Below are 19,908 nucleotides of genomic sequence, written 5' to 3'. Positions count from 1 at the left end.
CAGGAAGGGAGGACATAAAGATGTTCAAAGTTAAGTTGAGCTTTGATACAGATAGGCTGGAACAGGATATCCTGGAACAGCTTTATGATAAAGTGGACGAAATATTTGAGTCTGAGGATTTAAACTGCGTGGACAGAGCGCTGGTCCGGGTCTATGAAGATAAAGGGAGGGAGGAGGATTACGGACGTTTTTGGGCCGCAATTTTTGCACTGAAGCAAACACCAGAGCTTGCAGAGAATTTAAAGGAGTGTACATGGTATAATGGTTCAGCAAAAGAAAACCTGCTTACAGGGTTTCTGAGGAATTAGTATATGAATAGTGGGCAAAAGAAAGGGATAAATTTTGACTTGGATACAAACGCATTGAAAATATCCTGAGCCCTGGATATGTTCCAAGCCATTTTTCTTAAAAAAGTTCCTGACATCATGGTATGCATTACGCCAGTCCCCTTCTGTATAATGTATTATACCCTTATGCCGATGTCAGAACCTGATGTAATGACCATCGTGTATCGGATGACGAAAAGATTTCCATGGATTAATTACTGTGTAAGTGTTTGTACACTTGCAGATGTTCCGGAAGCGTTTGATATTTTGCATGTCTTTGTCCGGGAGGCAGAGAGGCTGGACGAGGCTATGACGTCTACGACGCAGGGAATTGATACTTTAAGCATGTAGGTAATGATGTCCCTCAAATGATGAAGCACATAGTATCTTGGATTAATTTGGTTAAGAATTATATCATCCATACAATAGGGAATATGCGGATGGTGTCAGCTATCCATCGTTTTGACGGCTATTTTTTTGCTTTTTTAGAGTGTGTGAAGAAATCTCTGTAAAAGCAGCTCTTCTATGATAATGGCAGGGCTGAAAGCTTCTCTATGAGCGTTCAGCCCTTGGTTTATATATACCGCACAATACTGCATATGTCAAGACCAGGCGGATTCCCGTCTGGTTTGAACGGTCCTGGATTCTCTTACATCGGCAGTCGGCCCTCATACATGAGGCTCAGTTCCCCATATACCTGGCCCCAGTTGCGGATTGGCATCGTCCACTTCTTTGTTGCTTCAAATGTTGACAAGTACAGCGCTTTTAAAAGGGCTGTATCGCTTGGAAACACGCTCCTCTGACGATTCAGCTTCCGGTATGTGGCGTTCAGGCTTTCGATTGCGTTCGTGGTATATATAACCTTGCGTACAGTCGTTGAAAACTTAAAGATGGGGATGATCGCGTCCCAGTTCTGGTGCCAGCTTTTCATGGAATTCGGGTACTTTTCTGACCATTTTTTTGTGCCCCGCTCCAAGGCTTCTAATGCCTTCTCTTCTGTTGGCGCCTGGTAAATCGTTTTGAGATCTGCCGCAAAGAGCTTACGGTCCTTGTCTGATACGTATTTTAACGTATTCCGCACCTGATGGACAATGCACCTCTGGTATTCCGTCTTTGGAAAGGCAGCGGCTATCGCTTCCTTTATCCCTGTCAGTCCATCGGCACAGAGGAGCAGGATGTCTTTTACTCCACGGTTTTTTAAACCGTTCAGAACGGAAAGCCAGTACTTGGCACTCTCATTTTCGCCAACCTCGATGGTCAGAACCTCTTTTAAACCATCTGAATTAATCCCCAGTACAACATAGGCCGCCAGCTTACGGATCACGCCGTTATCCCGTACAGAATAGTGGATTGCATCGATATAAAGCACCGGATAGACATCGGAAAGGGGGCGGTTCTGCCAGTCTTCAATCTGGGGCAGAAGCTTATCCGTCACATCCGAAATGAAGCCTTCGGAGGCCTCGAAGCCGTAGATATCCTCCAGTGTTTCCGAGATCTGCCGTGTTGTCATCCCTTTAGCGTACATGGATATGATCTTGTGATCGATATCAGAGATATCTTTCTGGCGTTTCTTTACCACCTGTGGTTCAAAGGTGGAGTTACGGTCCTGTGGGACTTCGACTTTCATGCTTCCATAGCTGCTATTCACCTGTTTGGTTTTATAGCCATTGCGATAGTCATCGCAATCGGAACGTTCTGACTTGCGATAGCCAAGATGCTCGTCCATCTCGGATTCCATCATCTCTTTGATGGTACCGCCCAGTAGATCTTTGAGGGCATCCTGAATGTCCTGGGCAGATTCAATCTCATACTCCTCAAGAAGCTGCCGGATGATGTTTCGCTTTCCATCCGTCATTTGCACTTTGTGTACAGATTTCTTTTCTCTTGCCATAATAAAAAGGCCTCCTATGATTTTTATTTTATCATAGAAGACCTTATAAATCTTTAATTACAGAAAAACTTTCACAGACTCCTTTTTTAACCATTTTGCCAGCTTCTTCAGATTCATGCACGCAAACATCAGCCCTGCTTCATCTCCTTCCGGGCCTTCCCTATCATCTGCGTATACCGGAAGCCATGATTCTCTTTTGCTGTTCCAAACAATCTCTCTATGGTTTATCCGCAGCGCATATAGTTCGTTCATTCCTGTGGAATGACGAATATCTTCGCACATCTCCATGTATGGTACCCAGATGTGGCGCGTCACCGTTTTTACATGGTCGCGGCTCCCTGTATTGGGAAAGATAAGGGCAGCTTTCACACACATGCCCACAGCTTTTGTACTCCCGATACTCCTCACGGTATGTTGCTCTGTATTCCAACACTTCGTTATTCGGACAAATATTACAGTTGGCCGTCCTGCATCCAGAGAGTATTGATTCCGCACCAGACCGTAGATGAAACTCCAATCAGTTGCTTTATCAATCAATCGAAGCGGATGATCCGGCAAAAACCAAGTCGTCTACAATAAAACTTTTGAACTGTATTCCATGTTTTATTTAACACAAAAAATCAAAGAAACACCATAAATGAACCTATTACAAACCTGGCGCCAAAGGATTAGAATAAGCATACAAGGAAAAGAAAATGAACGAAAGGAGAGGATTGTATATGGCTGCACAAACACTTTATCTGGGTACGGTGCTGACGGCGGGACTGCTGTCATTCTTTTCTCCCTGTATCGTCCCGCTGCTTCCTGTATATATTTCCGTTTTTTCCGCGGGCAGCGGGGCGGCACAGGAGGATATTTTTCAGAGAAGGATACGGACATTGTTTAAGAGCTGCCTGTTTGTAGCAGGTATTTCCACCTGTTTTATCATTCTCGGTTTCGGGGCCGGGGCATTGGGATCCATCATAGGAAGCAGTTTTTTTATGACTGCGATAGGATTGATTGTGATTGTTCTGGGGCTTCATCAGACGGGACTGATTCATATCAAATGGCTCTCCTATGAGAAAAAAGTGAATTTAAAGCGTTCTCATCGAAGCGATTACTTTGGTGTGTTCCTTCTGGGACTGACATTCAGCTTTGGCTGGACACCCTGTATCGGTCCTGTGCTGGGTGCAATCCTGGGACTTTCGGCCACAAGCAGCCGGCCGTTCTATGGCGGTTTTCTGATGGCTGTTTATTCCCTGGGCTTCCTGATTCCATTTCTGATACTGGCACTTTTTTCAGATGTGCTGCTGCAGAGAATAAAAAAGCTCAATAAGCACTTGGGCAAAATCAAAGCTGCAGGGGGAGTTGTCATTATCATGATGGGGATACTCCTGATGACCGATAATCTGGATAAGATATTAATGCTGATTAATTAAAGAAGAAAGGGCGGATGATACTATGAAACGAAAATACTTCATCATACCGGTTCTGTGCCTCGCGTTTTTTGCATTTGCCGCGTATGGCGCCAGGAAACCGCGAAATGCATTTCCTATGGTAAATAGTGAAGAGATGGGCAGCGGGGTGGATAGGAACATGGATACAAAAAAAATGAATAAGGGTAATCCGGCGCCCGATTTTGAGATGATGGATTTAAATGGAAATACGGTAAAACTGTCTGACTTTGCCGGTGAGAAGGTCTATATCAAGTATTGGGCCTCCTGGTGTCCAATCTGTCTGGGCGGGCTGGAAGACATCAACACTCTTTCCGCAGAGGACAACGGGTTTAAGGTACTGACCATTGTAGCTCCGGGCAGCAAAGGGGAGAAGAACGATGAGGACTTTAAAACCTGGTTTGCCGGCGTCGAACATACGGAGAACATCACGGTATTGCTGGATATCGATGGCGTATATACAAACAGGGCAGGCGTCCGGGGATTCCCTACCTCCGAGTATATCGGTTCGGACGGTGTTCTCATAAGCCTGGCTCCGGGCCACGCTGATAACGAAACCATTAAGAGTACATTTGAGGCAATAAACTGATTAAAAACAGCGGATCGACGCGAAAGGAGCAGATCATGAAGAAGAATTCAGTAAGATCAGCAGGAGTGTTTCTTTTGGCTGCGGCCATCCTCACATTGGCCGGGTGTTCCGCCTCTGCCGCCGAGGCAGGAATGGCGGCCGGCGCCAAAAGAGAAACGGAAAGTCTGTCCATGGATGATAGCGTGATGGACAGCGGAAAGGAGAAAAAATTGACAGCAGAACAGGAGGACATGATGATAAGTGGGGAGGATTTACACACGATTTATTTGGCGGGAGGATGCTTTTGGGGGATTGAAGCTTATGTAAAGAAGCTCCCCGGTGTGAGCAGCACCGATGTGGGGTATGCCAACGGAAACACGGAAAATCCGTCCTACAAGGAGGTGTGCTACAACAACACCGGCCACGCCGAGACGGTGAAGGTGGTTTATGATACCTCCCGCATCTCAACGGATCAGCTGTTGGATGGCTTTTTCAAGGTGGTGGATCCCACCAGCGTAAATCGGCAGGGAAATGACCGGGGAAGCCAGTACCGTACCGGCATCTACTATGTGGATGAAGCCGACCAGGCAATCGCCAAAGCCGCCGTGGCCAGACAGGAGGAAAAATACAGTTCCCCCATCGCCACAGAGGTACTGCCGCTGAGCAATTTCTATATGGCAGAGGACTATCATCAGGACTACCTGGATAAAAACCCGGGCGGCTACTGTCACATCGATTTAAATGACGCCGACGAGTTCATCAGGGAAAGCGGACTTGATATGGCTGATGTGGCCAGCCTCATAAAAGTGGAGGATTATCCTGTACCGAGCGATGCCAAACTGAAAGAAACGCTCACTGATATTCAGTACAGGGTGACACAGATGGGAGATACAGAGCGTCCGTATACGAACGAGTATAGCAGTACTTTTGAAAAAGGACTTTATGTGGATGTTGTGACCGGAGAGCCGCTGTTCAGTTCTGTTGATAAGTTTGAATCCGGCTGCGGATGGCCCAGCTTTTCCAAACCCATTATAGCTGATGTGGTAAAGGAGAACCAGGACACCAGCTTTAACATGGTGCGCACTGAGGTACGCAGCCGGGCCGGGGATACCCATTTAGGCCACGTCTTTGACGACGGTCCCAGGGAGTTAGGAGGGCTTCGCTATTGTATCAACAGCGCTTCAATCCGGTTCATTCCATATGGGGACTTGGAGGCGGAAGGCTATGGATTTTTAAAATCCATTTTCGACTGATACGGTACGATGACCTTAGAATTCACGATTAAAAAGACTTTGAAATGTTTGACACCGGGGCTGACGGTCTTGTACCGTTGGTCCCGGCGTTGTATAATAGACTTAAAAAACAGCTGTTAAAAACAGTTATAAACGTGCCATGAAGGAGGAATCGGTATGTATAACCTGCTGGTTGTGGACGACGAGAGCATTCTCCGCCGTGGAATCCGGGCGTTCATCGACTTTGACGGTCTTGGAATAGGAGAATATTTTGAGGCGGAAAATGGTGAAGGTGCTTTGAAAATCATAGAAACCAGCCAGGTTGATCTCATTCTGGCCGATATCAATATGCCCAAAATGAACGGTCTTGAGTTCTGCAGACAGGCAAAGGAGCGGGACCCTGCGGTAAAAATAGCCATACTTACGGGTTATGACTATCTCGATTACGCAATCCGCGCCATCAAGATTGGTGTGGATGACTATGCGTTAAAGCCCCTTTCCCGTAACGATGTGCAGAAACTGCTTTTCCGCCTGATTGAAAAGAAAAAGGATGCGGAAGGTTTTGCCGCTGTGCGCCAGGCGGTTGGACAGTTGGCCCGGATTGCAGGCAGTGACAGCGATGCGGGGGTAAAAGGTCAGTTGGCCGATGTGCTGGAACAGCATCTGGCCGATCCCGGCTTCTCCCTTGGTGCGATGGCTGAGCAGCTGGGCTACAGTCTCAGCTATTTAAGTACGCTGTTTAAAAAGACTTTTGGAGAGAATTTCAGGGATTATCTGCTTGATCTCCGGTTGGAACGGGCAAAAATCCTCCTCCTGTCCACAGAGATGAAAAACTATGAGATATCCGCGGCGGTTGGAATTGAGGATCCCAACTATTTCAGCGTCTGTTTCCGTCGTAAGTTTCAGAAAACGCCTAAAGAGTTCAGAATGGGGGCGGGACATGGCAGGTAAAGCAAAAAAAATCAGCATTAAGAGCTGGTTCCGCAGGTTCGGTGTGCAGATATCCATGTTTTATCTGGCTGCCGGTCTGATGATTGTGATGGTGCTCAGCGGGGCTATCTACTTTTTTGCGGCCAATCTGATGATGGATGAAACGGTTTTAAAGACACGTGATCAGCTGGAGATGAGCGGTGCCAATATTTCTACCTACATTGCCCGAATAAAAGGGGAGTCCAATGTCTTTGCGGCGGATCCCATGCTCCGGCAATATCTCTCCGGAAAGGAAGATGCTCCGGAGCCAGATCTGATGGGGCAGATTATGACGATTCTTAGTAATGATGCTTACATCAAGTCGCTCGTGGTGGTGTCCAAGGATGGGCGCATCCTTTCTAATGAGGAAAATCTGGATATGTCGGTCTCTGAAGATATGATGAAGGAAGGTTGGTACACGGATGCAATCCATAATACCATGCCGGTGCTCACCGGCGCCAGAATGCAGAGTTTTTCCGCCGACAAGGACAATTGGGTAATCTCCGTGAGTACGGAAATCACGGACAGCTCCGGTGAAAACCTTGGCGTCCTCCTGATGGATATGAGGTACAGCGTCATTGAGGACCATTTGCGCAGATTAAATCTTGGAAAAGAAGGGTATGTTTTTCTTTTAAACGATAAGGGGGAGCCGGTTTATCACAAAGACACCAGCTACTTTTCTGATCCCGAAAAGAAGCGGCAGCTTTTGGAAATCCTGAAAGCAGAGGACGTTTATAATAAGAGGCAGAATCAACTGACTTACCGGACCAACATTGAAAATGCCGGCTGGACCATGGTTGGCGTGGTTTCCCTGGATAATCTGAAAATGCTGGAGCAGCAGCTGTTTGAGGCATTACTTTTAACCGGCGGTCTGCTTTTTCTGGCCGTGCTGTTCATTGGAATTCTTTTTACACGGCGATTAGCCGCTCCCATGGCTGATTTAGAGCGTGGGATGAGTGAAATAGAAAAACTCACGGAGATTTCCGTGCACAGGAACAGCTTTTATGAAGTGGAACTTCTGGCGGGAAATTATAACCGTATGATACGCCGTATCCGGGCTTTGATGGATGAGATTAAGGAGAAAGAAGAGACGCTGCGCCATTCCGAATTAAACGTCCTGGTCAGCCAGATTAATCCCCATTTCCTTTACAATACCCTGGACACGATTGTCTGGATGGCTGAGTTTAATGACAGCGAAAGAGTGATAGCCCTTACAAAATCCCTGGCTGCTTTCTTCCGCCTCTCCTTAAACGGTGGGAGAGAACTGGTCTCCGTGGCCGATGAACTGGATCATATGCGGCAGTACCTCTATATCCAAAAGGAGCGGTATGGAGATAAGTTAAACTATGAGATTGGCGAAGCAGATGAGCTGTCGGATTATACGGTTCCAAAGATTATTCTTCAGCCGGTTGTGGAGAACAGTATTTACCATGGCATCAAACCATTGGACGGTCCCGGCTATGTTACAGTGACAGTGAAGGAGATGGGTGAAAGGCTCATATTCACGGTGGCGGATAACGGGGTGGGATTTGATCCTGAAGAGCCGCAGACCGGTAAGAGGAAAGGGAAAGGCAGTGTGGGCCTGAAAAATGTGGACGAACGCCTTAAACTTTATTATGGTCCGGATTATGGCCTCCAGATTGATTCCAGCCCCGGGAAGGGCTGTACCGTCTATCTCATTGTTGGAAAAAAGATACTGGGTGCAGGTGTCTGCATATCTGGTGCAGAGGATGCTGAGGGTTATATAAAATAGGAAAACTGCAAAAAAGCCCATCACACGGGCAAAAAATTAAATAATAAAAGCTATCACATGACAGAAAACGCCGCCCAATGGAGAGAAGGGGCGGCGTTTTCCGTTGTGAGGCGGAAAAGGATCACTCTTCCGCCCTGCCGGCAAACTTCTGAAGTTTGATAACCCGCCGGAAAATCCTGCCCTATACCAACTGTTGCTCCTCAAAACCAAGCTGCAAAAGTAGAAGCTTCGTCCCCTTGAGGAACAGGCCCATCAGCTCGGCATACTGGGAGGCAAAGCTCTCCGCATCCCGGCGGCTGAGCGCATCCCGCAGCTTGTGGGCATAGGCCTCGTGCGTTTGGCTGGCGTCCATCTTTTGAGAGAAGAAATGCAGGGCATGTCCCCACAGGAGCAGGTGGTAAAGCTGATGGTAAACCTCCTTAACAAAAGCAGAGGGACTGTGCCCGCCGATAAAGCGCAGGCAGGTTTCCGCCAGCAGGAATGCCCTGCGTTCTTCTATATGCCGGCCAATTATCCGGTCGAGCGTGTCATAGCCATCGTCATCAAGCGAAGACAGAGTGTGTATGGCAACGTCATGGCAGGACAGGGCTCCAATCTGCAGAGCCTGCAGATACAAAACAAGAATCTTCTGGATTGGCTGGAAAAGCTTGGGCATTCCAGCAGACTTTCCAGAAAGCACCCGGGTTCCAACGCCGTTAAGCGTTTCGGTCACACAGATATTGTTTAAAAGCTCCAGCGTCCGCCGCATGGTGATAAGAGAAACGCCGTATTCCTGCGCCAGCGCCTGGCAGGAGGGAAGAAACTCCCCCTGCTTGTAAGCCTGAGCGTCGATTTTGCTCATCAGTTCCGCAGCCAGCGTATAGCAAAGCTGCGGATGCTCCCGGTAAATCTGCCATTTGAATGGGATTTGTTCCACTGGCGGCTCCCCGTTCATCATAAACGGCAGGCCCTTGATGAACAACCGCGGCCCGTCCCGGTTGAACGCCTGCATGACTTCTACCGCTTTTTCCGCGTTTCCCGCCTCAATCAGTGTCAGCATCCGTTCGATATGGTCCTCCGCCTGAATTCCTGTGTCGCCGAAATTAGCAGCCTCGAAATAGGGAATCCGGAGGTAGCGGACAATCTCCCAGTGCAGGTTGATAGCCAACGGGTTGTTCAGTGGCTGCATCGCTTCGGCGTAGAACATGGTGATTTGCTTGGCGGGATGACCTTTCCTCTTTTTCAGCTGCGTCCGGATTTGATGGATGGAATCCTCGGTTTGTTTTTGCATATAGACTTGGGCCATGGAGCCGAAGATAATATCGGAATGCCGGCAGATGTCCTCCATACCCTCCCTGCGGGAAAGAAAGGATTCCCGGTACAGCCTCCCCTGCTCTTTGCCGGGCCGGTAAGTGACGGTGCTGCCTTTGCGTTCAATGGTTTCAAGCATGCCCTCCTCCCGCAGTCTGGCGAAAGCGGTCCGTACAATCAGGGCGCTCACCTGAAACTGACGACAGATATAGCTGATGGAGGGGAGCTGGTCCCCCGGAAGAAAATAACCGAACAGGATGCGGGAATAAAAATAATCGTAGATAATGTCGGTCATGCTGCTGTTTTGCACCGCAACTCCTCCTTCTGATAGACCCTCTATCCTTTAGGCCTGCATTCTTTTAAAAAGAAGCGCAGCCCCATAACGGTGACGGCAACCTTGTATTTGACGGTTTCACCGACCTGTTTGTCCGGATAGGCAAATATGTTCTCGATATCCCGTTCCTCTACGCCCGCCATTTATGCGATGTTTTCTATTGACAGGCAGTGGTGAAACAGTAGAACGGACAGGAACGTTTCCGCACCTTTCTTGATATCTCATTATAGCACGGCTTTGAGGAGAAAGCCAGACTTGACAAAAACTCAAGACTGATACAACATTGCACTTTTTGTTGCATTCTGTTATAATAAACTGATAAAGTAATGAGCAAGGTAAAAAAGGAGAAATCTACGATGGTAACGAACTGGATGACAGCCCTCAAGGAAGCCGGTGCGGATTCGGATGGAGCGCTGCGGCGCTTGTCCGGGAACATCAGCCTGTATCAAAAGATCCTGCGGATGTTCCCGCAAGATGAAACCTATAAACAAATCGAGCCCGCACTGCAGGCAAACGACTGGGCGGCATTGCTGGCGGCGGCGCACACGCTCAAGGGTGTAGCCGGGAATCTGGGGTTGATTCCTCTGTCAAACGCCCGTTCGGATACTGTGGCCTTGCTGCGGGCGGAGCAATATGTGGAAGCTGTGGCCTCCTGTGCAAAGATACGGGACGCCGATACGGGATTTATCGAAATCATCCGGTTACTGGAGGAGGCATAATGCTATGCTGGAGAACGAAGAGACTGTAAAACAGTGGGAAAAACAGGCGGGAACTGATTATGAATACCGTATCCTGGTGGGCTTGCTGAGTGTCGGAATCAGCAAGCATCTGCTGGACGGTCATTTCACGCTGATTTGGGCCAATGACTTTTTTTATAGCCTGATCGGTTACTCGCAGGAGGAGTTCGCAACCCGGTTCCACAACTGCCCGGACGAATATTTCTATAACAATCCGGAGGGCTACCAAGCCCTTGAAAAGTCAGTCAGGGACGCGCGCGCCAATGGAGAAAAGGGGAATTCCATCTGCGTGCGGCTGGTCACTTCGGACGGCTGTTCCCTTTGGGTCAAGCTGCAGGCAGCGTTTACGGACGAGTATGTCGACGGGTACCAAGTGGCCTACACCACTTTGACCGACGTCACCGAAATGATGGAAGCGCAGCTGGAGCAGGAACACACACAGCAGACACTGGAGCAGATGGTCCACGAACAGGAAATGCTCATGAGCATCCTGAAGGTCAGCGTCAGTAAGCACATGGTGGATGAACACTATACTTGTGTCTGGGCCAACGAGTATTACTATCAACTGATCGGCTATCCGAAGGAAAAATATGAATCCCTGTTCCACAATCATCCCGACGAGTATTATCAAAACAATCCCGAAGGATGGGAACAGCTTACGGCCACGGTTGCGGATGTGTTGGAAAACGGCAAAGATCAATATGATATTATTACCCGTATGAAGCATGAGGACGGTTCCAGCTTCTGGGTCAAGCTGTTCAGCTACTTTACGGACGAATATATCGACGGTTACCGCAGCACCTACACGGTCATGATGGACGTGACCGAGCTGGTTCAGATGAAAAATGAACAGGAAATGCTGATGCGGGCCATGGAAGTCAGCGTCAGCCTGCATCTGGTGGACAAGCATTTCACATTGGTCTGGGCCAACGACTTCTATTATGATTTGATTGGATACTCCAAGACGGAATATGAGACGCTGTTCCACAACCACTGCGACGAGTATTTTGCGGAAAACAAGAACAGCTGGAACAAAATCCATGAAAAGGTTCAGGAAATAACCGAAGCGGGAAAAAGGAGCTATGAGCTTTTTGTCCCGCTGAGGATCCCCGACGGCTCCACCCGTTGGGTCAAGATGACAGGCTTTTTCACCGACGAATACCAGGACGGTAAGCAGATGGCCTATACCACCATGGTGGACGTCACGGAGCTGATGCAGATCCAGCAGGAAAAGGCCGTCGCCTACGACAACATCCCGGGATTTATCGTCAAGCACCGCATCCTTCCGGATAAAATTGTCATGGCCGACGCCAGCGACCGTATTACGGATATATTCAATGTGGATACAGGCAAGCTGGATTCTTTCGATATCTATTCTGTGCTGGAGCCGGAGAGCCGGACGATGATTGAGGCCAGCCATGAAAGCTTCCGACAGGGAAAACCCTTTGATGGGACGATATGCTTAAGGGATCGGTACACCCGGGAGCGGTGGTTCAGCATCCACAGCACCTGCATTGATTCCATTGCCGACGACCCGGTCTATCTGACCGTATTCATCGATGTCACCGACGTCACCGAGCTGCGGGTAATGCAGAAAAAGCTGACCGAACAGAAGACGGCCCTGCAGGACGCGCTGGAAGCGGCGAAACACGCGAACCGGGCCAAGTCGGACTTCTTGTCCAGGATGAGCCACGATCTGAGAACGCCGCTCAACGCCATTCAGGGGATGGCCAGGATTATCAAGTCTCATGTCTACGACCCTGAACGGGTCTTGGACAGTACCGACAAAATCATGCTTTCCAACGACCTCCTGATCAGCCTGATCAACGAGGTGCTGGATACCTCCAAGGTCGAAAGCGGCCAGATGCTGCTGGCAGAGGAGGAAGTCAACCTGGCGGAGCTGGTACAGGGCGTGGTCAACATGGTACAGCCGCAGCTGGGCGAGAAAAACCTGAGGTTCAAAACCTATGCCAATAGAATCACACACGAAACGGTCGTCAGCGATTTGCAGCGCCTGCAACAGCTGCTGCTCAATTTACTGTCCAACGCCGTGAAATACACGCCTGAGGGCGGGAGTATCACGCTGGAAATCAACGAAAAGCCCTCGGAACAGACCGATATGGCTTATTACGAGTTTGTAGTCTCGGATACCGGCATTGGCATGAAGCCGGAGTTTCTCGCCCGGGTATTCGAGCCCTTTGAACGGGCGGACGACGCCAAAATCCAGGCGGTGCAGGGAACAGGGCTGGGTATGTCCATCTGCAAGAAAATTGCTGAACTGATGGGCGGTACAATTGAGGTTGAGAGCACCTATGGAAAAGGCAGCCGGTTCACCGTGTCGGTCTATCTTCGAGTGCAGGAGGTCAAAATCGACGACGGCGTGCTGGCCGGTCTGCGTGTCCTGGTGGTGGACGACGACGAAATCGCCTGCCGCAACACCTGCGAACGGCTGGAGGAACTGCAGATGACGGCGAAAAGCGTCAGTGACGGCCAGACGGCTATCTCCGAGGTGGAAGCCGCGCACGCGGTGTATCAGGACTATTTCGCCGTACTTCTTGACTACCGGATGCCGGGGCTCGACGGTGTGGAAACTGCCCGGCAAATCCGGGAAAAGGTCGGAAACAGCCTCCCTATTATTATGCTTTCAGCCTACGACCTCTCAGACCAGGTGGACGCCGCCAAGGAGGCGGGGGCCAACGGCTTCATCACCAAGCCGCTGTTCCGGTCACGGCTCGTGTATAAGCTGAAGCAATTTATCGGGGCCGCTGGCATGGAAGAACCAGAAACCTGGAAGCCTGCCCGCTGTTCCTACGCAGGTAAGCGGATCCTGCTGGTGGAGGACAACGCGCTGAACCAGGAGGTCGCCATAGAAATGCTGGTAGAATCCGGCATACCGCCGGAAAACGTGGATGTGGCGGAAAACGGGCAAGCCGCGGTGGACAGGATAAAAGCCTCCCGGCCCGGCACCTACGATTTGATTTTCATGGATATGCAAATGCCGGTGATGGACGGCTGTACGGCGGCTATTCAAATCCGCGCGCTCCCCCGTGACGATGTGAAAACGGTTCCGGTTATTGCCATGACGGCCAACGCCTTTGACGACGACCGCAAGAAGACAAAAGATGCGGGCATGAATGGGCATCTGGCGAAGCCTGTCGAACCGGACCAGCTGCGGCAGGTGCTGGAAACGTGGCTGTGAGCCATTAGACTCTGCATAGAAAGAACAAAAAAGCTCCTGGGGAATGAACGGAGCGTAATGAATCCAGGAGGTAGACCATGCAGGAATCATTTTTTGAGAAGACGATCATCGACCAGCAGCATCTGATTGCTTACGCCAGTGATCCGGACACTTATGAAATCCTCTATATGACACAGGCCGCGGCCTCTCTGTGCGGCTTGAACGCACGGGAAGCCTACGGTAAAAAATGTTATGAGCTGATTCAGGGCCGGAACGCGCCCTGCCCATTCTGCACAAATGACAAGCTCAAGCTGGACGTCCCCTACCGTTGGGAGCATTATAACGAAAAGCTGCAGAGATGGATGGATATCACCGATATTCTGGTTCCCTTCCAGGGGAAAAACCGCCGGCTGGAATTCGCGCGGGATATTACCGAACAGAAAGAAACATTTGACCGGGTTTCCAATCGTCTGAGCGTGGAGGAAGCGCTGGTCGACTGCATCCAGACACTGTCCGGCGAGACGGATGTCACGGTGGCGGTCAATCGGTTTCTGGCGCTGATCGGCCGTTTTTATGCAGCCGACCGGGCGTATATCTTTGAATACGGAGAAAACGTCATCTATAACACGTTTGAGTGGTGCGCCCCCGGGGTCTCACGTGAAATCGAGAATTTGCAGGAAATCCCCTTGGAATACATTGCGAATTGGAACGACAAGTTTGAGCACGACGGGGAATTTTATATCACATCGCTGGGCCGGGAGTTGGTGGTAGATTCCAACGAATACCGTATTCTGCACGACCAGGGAATCGAAAGCCTTTCGGCCGCGCCGCTGATGAAACAGGGGAAAATCATCGGCTTTCTCGGCGTGGACAATCCCACGGAGAATGTGGAGGATTTATCCCTGCTGCGCAGCGTCTGCGGCTTCGTGTTGGACGAAATGGAACGGCGCCGGCTGATCGAAGAACTGGAACGGTCGAGCTATACCGACCTTCTTACCGGCGTGAGCAACCGGAATTGCTATATCAAGAAACTCAACCAGCTGTCCTGCAGTACGTTACATACCCTGGGTGTCATCTACATCGACATCAATGGGATGAAGAAGCTCAACGACAACTTCGGCCATGAGTACGGGGATCGGGTGATTCAAAACGTGGCGGACATTCTACGCGCGCGGGCCGAAAGCAACGCTTTCCGTGTGGGCGGCGATGAATTTGTGGTGCTTTGCGAGAACACAAAGCAGGAGGATTTCCAGGCTCTTGCGGAGAGCCTGCGCCGGGATTTCGAGGAAAGCCGGGATTTTGAGGTTTCAATCGGCTGTACCTGGAAGGACCGCGATATCTCGGTCGACAATGAGATCATGCGTGCCGACGATTTGATGTATGCCCAAAAGCAGGGGTATTACCATACCATTCTGCATGGCGGCGGGCACACCCGAACCGGCATTGCTACGGAGATCCTGCGGGAAATCGCCGACCGCCGTTTTGTGATTTACTATCAGCCGCAAATCAGCCTGAAAACCGGGCGGATCATGGGGGCGGAGGCGCTGATTCGGAAACGGGATGACTCCGGCCGGCTCATTCCGCCGGATCAGTTTATTCCTTATTATGAGCGTGAGCGTGTCATCAGCCATTTGGATCTGCATGTGTTCCAAACCGTTTGTTCAGACCTTCGGGAGTGGGCAAAGCAAGGGGTCAAGACCCGGATATCCTCCAACTTTTCCCGGATGACGCTGATGGCTTCCGATATTGTGCAGCAGCTGGCCCAGATCTGCCGGGACTATGACGTGCCGACACAGCAGCTTACCATCGAGGTCACCGAAAGCATCAGCAAGCTGGAAGCGGGGCAGCTGCTCACTCTGATGCGTCTGTTGCTGGGAGAGGGCTTTTCCATTTCACTGGACGATTTCGGTTCTCAATACTCCAACCTGTCCATCCTGACCATGTTGGAATTTAATGAGATCAAATTTGACAAATCCCTGGTGGAGGAATTGGGCAGCAACATCAAAAGCCGGGTAGTGATGAAGAACGCCATGCAAATTTGCAGGGAACTGCCAAAGACATGTTCTCTCGCGGAAGGCATCGAAACCATCGAGCAGCTGGAATTGCTGCGTCAATATCAGTGCGAATACGGACAGGGATACTACTTTGCAAAGCCGATGAAAGTGGAGGCGTTTTTGGACCTGCTGAAAAAGGAGCAGGCGCTGGACGCGCCTGTTTTGACCGGAAACAATCCCCCGGACGAAGAGTAACCAGACGAACGCTCCGGCGGAATAGACCAAAAAGTGGATTGAGGAAAGCAAAATGGCTGCAAAGAAAAAAATTTTGATTGTGGAGGACAACCTGATAAACCGGGAGGTGCTGGGCAGCATCCTCTCCCCGGTCTACGAAGTGTTAGAAGCGGAAAACGGCGAAGAAGGTCTTGCTTTCCTGAAAGAGCAGAAAGCCGGACTCTCCTTGATTCTACTGGATATTGTGATGCCGGTCATGGACGGATATGCTTTTTTGTCCCGTGTCAAGGCGGACGCAGAGCTTGCCCTGATTCCTGTTGTGGTTACAACGCAGGGCAGCAGCGAGGCGGACGAGGTGGCGGCGCTGTCCTATAGCGCTGCCGACTTCGTGTCAAAGCCCTACCGGCCGGAAATCATCCTGCACCGGGTTGCGAATATCATCAACCTGAGGGAGACCGCAGCCATGGTCAACGAGCTGCAATACGACCGGCTGACCGGGCTCTTCAGCAAGGAATACTTTTACCGCTGCGTCAGGGACCAGCTGGACGCTGCGCCCGGAAAGATGTACGATATCATCTGCTCCAACATCGAGAACTTTTACTGGCAGGCAGTATTTTTTTGAGGTGAACCATGGGAAACCGTGCAATCTATTAAATTATTGAAAATAGTGGGAGCCATATCTTTACCGCCCACAACAGCGCAAACGCCCTGTTCCCGTTGTTGCGGCTGGCACAGGCAATTAACAGGCCTTAGTGGCTGATATTGCTAATAGGTACCCGGAATGATAAAATATAAGAACAACAGTAGGCTATAAAAAATAGTGTCGGATTCAGTTTGTACGATCGGGTTCATGTAAAGACAACGGGGCTGGAAAGGCTGATGATTAGGGCGTTTGACGGCTCTTACCAGCTTGCGTTGTAAAATATTTACAGATCATAATATAACCAAAATCCCGCCCGATTCCCACCCTGATTTCATAAGGACTCAGGGCACAATATAAAAATTGATGAAGCAACTTGACAGATTTGATATTAAAATTTAGGGTATAGGAAACAAGAATATTCGCCTTAGGCGGAAAAGGCGAACTCGACAAATCGGAAGCTATGGAGGGGAATTCGTATGGAGGATGTTTATAAAAATTGTCCTATCTATGAAGATAAGGATTACACTTTAAGATTGGTTCGGCTGGAGGATAAAGTAGATTTACTAAAAGTTTATTCTGATGAAAAGGCTATACCATTTTTTAATGGTGATAATTGTGGCGGTGACGATTTTCATTATACAACTGAAAATAGAATGGAACAGGCAATTGAATATTGGCTTTGGGAGTACAGCAGACAAGGATTTGTACGTTGGACAATCGTTTCAAAAGCAGCACATGAAGCAATCGGAACGATAGAGCTTTTCCACAGAGAAGGGGGTGATTATTTCACAAATTGTGGTTTGCTTAGACTGGATATTCGGAGCGACCACGAAATTCAAAGTGAGATTATACAAATCCTAGCGTTGATAATTGAACCCACATATACCTTGTTCCATTGTAATAAAATTGCGACAAAAGCGATTGCGTTAGCGACAGAACGTATCAAGGCGTTACATATTTTGGGGTTTGAACCTACGGATGAAAAATTGGTAGGGCATGACGGAACAAAGTATGATTCATATTTTGTAGTGAAAAAGAATTAGTAGGACTTTAAATCCGAGTGTGTGAATAAAAGGACCTATTGACAAATAAATTCTTTTAAATGTTTTCCGGATTTTTTGATATTTAATTTAAATCAAAGGATGATAAATGGGCTCCTTAAGCCACCTTTATCATCCTTTTTAGGTTCAATGACGCAGCAGAAAGCAGGCATTCTTCACCTGTTTTATGAATGCCTCTCTTTTTTATTGTCTTCAGGTTGTGCTCTCGCTTTAAAACCGCAAAAGTACCCTCTGACCAAATTTTTCTAAGCCTCATCATACACAGATATTCAGCTGTTTCATATTTCTGCTTGTTTCGATAAAAAGCAGGATAATTAGCACTGGCGTTGCTCCGTATACTTCCCTTATCTATCTCACGATGCGATAGCTTAGGACACTCAATGTATATTTTGCGTGGACACATATATAAACAATAGTGGTTCTGAGTTTCAGATGGGCTGCTTTATGGACTGTGTGCCAGAGGCGTCTCTTATGGCAGAGAAGCTGACCGGGGGACTCCGCCGGCTGGTGATTGAGAAATGTCTGGGACCGGGAGGTATACAAATGAAGGCATCTGTAAGGGGGGAAATCCAACGGGGTAAGATTTGCGGAAAACCCTTAACAGGCGGGGAAAAACGGGGACGGTTCCGCGCTTAAATGTACCCAGGGAGGGAGTGAACCGGGTAGGGAAAAGAGAAAGATGGAAAACTGGGAAAAGAAAGACCGGACATTTGCGGAAGCCGATAAGCTCTTGATTAACCAGAGTCTGGAAACCATTGACGGGAATTTTGATAACCTGCCCACCACGCACCCGGCTAAGAGGCCGTACCAGAAGTATGGCAGCAATTACAATCGTAAAATCAATAACCAGAAAAAAGTCGTTAAGAATCCGGTGTGGATGACAAATCTCAGAAAAAGAGCCTGCAGTTATTGCAACGAGCTTGCAGCAGTATACGGTGATGGATACAGCCCTGCGGTGTCAAATTACAGGCTCCTTTTGGATATTATACATTTTTTGAGGGAGGGGACACCGATTCTCTGACCGTGAGTTTCGTGCCAATGCGGATTTTCCTGGAGCGGAATTCCTGGGTGGATTTGTCCGGGTTCTGAATCATTCGCATCAGTTCGTCCACAGACTCCCCTGCCAGGCCCTGTTTAGAAACATTGATGGAAGTCAGCGGAGGCGTAGTGACCTCACAGTTTGGCCGGTCGTTGAAACCAATGATGGAGATATCCCCAGGTACTTTATAACCATGTTCCGAGAATGCGCGAAGGGCGCCGCTGGCCATGGTGTCATCGTCACAGACAAATGCGTCGGGTATATCGTAGGAGGGGTGACTGTCAAAAAACTGCCGGATATCCCGGTAACTTTCTTCTTCCGAATAATGGACATCCAGGATATGGCCGTCAGAGAAGGAAAGGCCAAAGTGGGCAAGGGCATCCTCGTAACCGCTCTGGCGCTCCTTGAAACTGTTAATGCGGATCAGGCTTTTTAAATAGCCAATCCGCCGGTGTCCCATCCGCACCAGGTATTCCACGGCTTGAAATGTCCCCATCTGATTGTTGATGGAAACACTGTTGCAGGAAAGGCGGGAGAAGTCATTGTCCAGGGCAACCATAGGAATTGGAAGCTCCTGAAGGAGTTCCATGTCTTCATCTTCCATTTCCGTGGCAAAGACGATGGCGCCCTGGCAGTCCAGTTCCTCTAAGTGGGCGAGCTGGGGCTCCATGGATTTTCGTTTATCAAGATTGCATAGAAGGATATTATAACCGTAGGAGCGGGCCCGTGTTTCTATGCTTTCCATTAAAAGGAGGAAAAAGGGATGAAGATCCAGAACCTCCCCATGACGTTTATAAATAATGAAGCACAGGTTGTTGCTTGGCACAGCCGGTGCTTTTTTTATTAAATTATCACAGCCCATCTCCTGAAGTTCTGTGAGCACCCTGTCCCTGGTTGAATCGGATACGCCGGGTTTATGGTTGATAATTAGGGACAGAGCGGCTGGTGATATGCCAAGCTTCTGAGCGATTTCCCGATTAGTCATAGATAGAATCTCCTTTATCAATTTCTACTATAAATTATAGATGAACTAAATGAAGAAGTCAATCGTTTATAAGAATATTTAGTGAACGATTACTGAATACTATTCTGACTTATGAATTTACTGTGATGGTTTGAGATGGATACAATAAAAGTAATTAGTTTTGTGTGGCGCAAACGCTGCGTTTAGTCAACGTGCACAAAAAAATAACTTTAAAAATGTTAAATATTCAGTATTTACAAAC

17 protein-coding genes and 2 pseudogenes are annotated in these 19,908 nt (G+C 48.9%); 13 read left to right on the top strand and 6 right to left on the bottom strand.

The genetic code is table 11. The annotated features are described in order from the left end of the window. Positions 1-20: 20 nt before the first annotated feature. Positions 21-308, top strand: a complete 288-nt coding sequence (locus CGC65_RS23495; protein ID WP_002568771.1) for a hypothetical protein — start codon at positions 21-23, stop codon at positions 306-308. Positions 309-975: 667 nt separating this feature from the next. On the opposite strand, the gene CGC65_RS23490 is transcribed toward CGC65_RS23495, so the two are convergent. Both CGC65_RS23490 and CGC65_RS23485 read right to left on the bottom strand, forming a co-directional pair. Further along, positions 976-2,217: an IS256 family transposase gene (locus tag CGC65_RS23490; RefSeq protein WP_096039148.1), complete on the bottom strand. Its 1,242-nt coding sequence runs from the start codon at positions 2,215-2,217 to the stop codon at positions 976-978. Between the two features lie 81 nt (positions 2,218-2,298). Continuing rightward, a pseudogene (locus CGC65_RS23485) lies at positions 2,299-2,677 on the bottom strand (transposase); the annotation flags it as partial. 259 nt (positions 2,678-2,936) lie between these two features. Between CGC65_RS23485 and CGC65_RS23480 the strand changes: the two are divergent. From CGC65_RS23480 to CGC65_RS23460, 5 genes are all read left to right on the top strand, one after another. Then, complete coding sequence (locus CGC65_RS23480) at positions 2,937-3,635, top strand: cytochrome c biogenesis CcdA family protein (protein ID WP_002568768.1); 699 nt, start codon at positions 2,937-2,939, stop codon at positions 3,633-3,635. Positions 3,636-3,657: 22 nt separating this feature from the next. Beyond that, positions 3,658-4,239, top strand: coding sequence for a redoxin family protein (locus CGC65_RS23475; protein ID WP_002568767.1), 582 nt, complete (start codon positions 3,658-3,660; stop codon positions 4,237-4,239). Positions 4,240-4,274: 35 nt separating this feature from the next. Next, entirely contained in the window at positions 4,275-5,471 is a 1,197-nt protein-coding gene (gene msrA / locus CGC65_RS23470) for a peptide-methionine (S)-S-oxide reductase MsrA (protein ID WP_002568766.1), read from the top strand. A gap of 156 nt (positions 5,472-5,627) precedes the next feature. After that, entirely contained in the window at positions 5,628-6,401 is a 774-nt protein-coding gene (locus tag CGC65_RS23465) for a response regulator transcription factor (RefSeq protein WP_002568765.1), read from the top strand. After that, positions 6,391-8,172: a cache domain-containing sensor histidine kinase gene (locus CGC65_RS23460; protein ID WP_002568764.1), complete on the top strand. Its 1,782-nt coding sequence runs from the start codon at positions 6,391-6,393 to the stop codon at positions 8,170-8,172. The genes CGC65_RS23465 and CGC65_RS23460 overlap by 11 nt, the downstream gene beginning before the upstream one ends. Before the next feature lie 181 nt (positions 8,173-8,353). On the opposite strand, the gene CGC65_RS23455 is transcribed toward CGC65_RS23460, so the two are convergent. Next, positions 8,354-9,772, bottom strand: a complete 1,419-nt coding sequence (locus CGC65_RS23455) for a GntR family transcriptional regulator (protein WP_002568763.1) — start codon at positions 9,770-9,772, stop codon at positions 8,354-8,356. Positions 9,773-9,798: 26 nt separating this feature from the next. After that, entirely contained in the window at positions 9,799-9,939 is a 141-nt protein-coding gene (locus tag CGC65_RS31405; RefSeq protein WP_007036330.1) for an HTH domain-containing protein, read from the bottom strand. 213 nt (positions 9,940-10,152) lie between these two features. On the opposite strand from CGC65_RS31405, the gene CGC65_RS23450 reads away from it, so the two are divergent. From CGC65_RS23450 to CGC65_RS23430, 5 genes and pseudogenes are all read left to right on the top strand, one after another. Beyond that, complete coding sequence (locus CGC65_RS23450) at positions 10,153-10,515, top strand: Hpt domain-containing protein (RefSeq protein ID WP_002568762.1); 363 nt, start codon at positions 10,153-10,155, stop codon at positions 10,513-10,515. A gap of 4 nt (positions 10,516-10,519) precedes the next feature. Then, positions 10,520-13,732 carry a PAS domain-containing hybrid sensor histidine kinase/response regulator gene (locus tag CGC65_RS23445; protein WP_002568761.1) on the top strand — a complete coding sequence of 1,071 codons (3,213 nt, stop codon included), beginning with the start codon at positions 10,520-10,522 and terminating at the stop codon, positions 13,730-13,732. A 77-nt stretch (positions 13,733-13,809) separates the two neighbouring features. Beyond that, on the top strand, positions 13,810-15,960 hold the full coding sequence (locus CGC65_RS23440; RefSeq protein WP_002568760.1) for an EAL domain-containing protein: 2,151 nt from the start codon (positions 13,810-13,812) through the stop codon (positions 15,958-15,960). A gap of 52 nt (positions 15,961-16,012) precedes the next feature. After that, positions 16,013-16,537: pseudogene (locus CGC65_RS23435) on the top strand (response regulator); the annotation flags it as partial. A 521-nt stretch (positions 16,538-17,058) separates the two neighbouring features. After that, positions 17,059-17,625 carry a GNAT family N-acetyltransferase gene (locus CGC65_RS23430; protein WP_002568758.1) on the top strand — a complete coding sequence of 189 codons (567 nt, stop codon included), beginning with the start codon at positions 17,059-17,061 and terminating at the stop codon, positions 17,623-17,625. A gap of 115 nt (positions 17,626-17,740) precedes the next feature. Here CGC65_RS23430 and CGC65_RS32590 read toward each other — a convergent pair whose 3' ends face one another. Continuing rightward, complete coding sequence (locus tag CGC65_RS32590; RefSeq protein ID WP_007036328.1) at positions 17,741-18,046, bottom strand: transposase; 306 nt, start codon at positions 18,044-18,046, stop codon at positions 17,741-17,743. 68 nt (positions 18,047-18,114) lie between these two features. On the opposite strand from CGC65_RS32590, the gene CGC65_RS23420 reads away from it, so the two are divergent. Together CGC65_RS23420 and CGC65_RS23415 are read left to right on the top strand one after the other, a co-directional pair. Next, positions 18,115-18,279, top strand: coding sequence for a hypothetical protein (locus CGC65_RS23420; protein ID WP_227126642.1), 165 nt, complete (start codon positions 18,115-18,117; stop codon positions 18,277-18,279). Positions 18,280-18,322: 43 nt separating this feature from the next. After that, complete coding sequence (locus tag CGC65_RS23415) at positions 18,323-18,664, top strand: hypothetical protein (RefSeq protein ID WP_002568756.1); 342 nt, start codon at positions 18,323-18,325, stop codon at positions 18,662-18,664. Here CGC65_RS23415 and CGC65_RS23410 read toward each other — a convergent pair. Beyond that, the gene (locus tag CGC65_RS23410; protein WP_002568755.1) at positions 18,627-19,667 is read right to left on the bottom strand and encodes a LacI family DNA-binding transcriptional regulator; all 1,041 of its coding nucleotides are present in this window, start codon (positions 19,665-19,667) and stop codon (positions 18,627-18,629) included. The genes CGC65_RS23415 and CGC65_RS23410 overlap by 38 nt on opposite strands. Between the last annotated feature and the right edge of the window lie 241 nt (positions 19,668-19,908).

This window comes from Enterocloster bolteae (assembly GCF_002234575.2).
In the GTDB taxonomy this organism is placed as follows: domain Bacteria; phylum Bacillota; class Clostridia; order Lachnospirales; family Lachnospiraceae; genus Enterocloster; species Enterocloster bolteae.
The sequence above is the reverse complement of the archived record's forward strand: the minus strand, read 5'-3'. Positions and strand labels throughout refer to the sequence as shown.

Bases quoted from the DNA above. Each gene is read 5' to 3' on its own strand.
- CGC65_RS23495 (WP_002568771.1), top strand. From the start codon at position 21: ATGTTCAAAGTTAAGTTGAGCTTTGATACAGATAGGCTGGAACAGGAT.
- CGC65_RS23490 (WP_096039148.1), bottom strand. From the start codon at position 2,217: ATGGCAAGAGAAAAGAAATCTGTACACAAAGTGCAAATGACGGATGGA.
- CGC65_RS23480 (WP_002568768.1), top strand. From the start codon at position 2,937: ATGGCTGCACAAACACTTTATCTGGGTACGGTGCTGACGGCGGGACTG.
- CGC65_RS23475 (WP_002568767.1), top strand. From the start codon at position 3,658: ATGAAACGAAAATACTTCATCATACCGGTTCTGTGCCTCGCGTTTTTT.
- msrA (WP_002568766.1), top strand. From the start codon at position 4,275: ATGAAGAAGAATTCAGTAAGATCAGCAGGAGTGTTTCTTTTGGCTGCG.
- CGC65_RS23465 (WP_002568765.1), top strand. From the start codon at position 5,628: ATGTATAACCTGCTGGTTGTGGACGACGAGAGCATTCTCCGCCGTGGA.
- CGC65_RS23460 (WP_002568764.1), top strand. From the start codon at position 6,391: ATGGCAGGTAAAGCAAAAAAAATCAGCATTAAGAGCTGGTTCCGCAGG.
- CGC65_RS31405 (WP_007036330.1), bottom strand. From the start codon at position 9,939: ATGGCGGGCGTAGAGGAACGGGATATCGAGAACATATTTGCCTATCCG.
- CGC65_RS23450 (WP_002568762.1), top strand. From the start codon at position 10,153: ATGGTAACGAACTGGATGACAGCCCTCAAGGAAGCCGGTGCGGATTCG.
- CGC65_RS23445 (WP_002568761.1), top strand. From the start codon at position 10,520: ATGCTGGAGAACGAAGAGACTGTAAAACAGTGGGAAAAACAGGCGGGA.
- CGC65_RS23440 (WP_002568760.1), top strand. From the start codon at position 13,810: ATGCAGGAATCATTTTTTGAGAAGACGATCATCGACCAGCAGCATCTG.
- CGC65_RS23430 (WP_002568758.1), top strand. From the start codon at position 17,059: ATGGAGGATGTTTATAAAAATTGTCCTATCTATGAAGATAAGGATTAC.
- CGC65_RS32590 (WP_007036328.1), bottom strand. From the start codon at position 18,046: ATGTGTCCACGCAAAATATACATTGAGTGTCCTAAGCTATCGCATCGT.
- CGC65_RS23420 (WP_227126642.1), top strand. From the start codon at position 18,115: ATGGCAGAGAAGCTGACCGGGGGACTCCGCCGGCTGGTGATTGAGAAA.
- CGC65_RS23415 (WP_002568756.1), top strand. From the start codon at position 18,323: ATGGAAAACTGGGAAAAGAAAGACCGGACATTTGCGGAAGCCGATAAG.
- CGC65_RS23410 (WP_002568755.1), bottom strand. From the start codon at position 19,667: ATGACTAATCGGGAAATCGCTCAGAAGCTTGGCATATCACCAGCCGCT.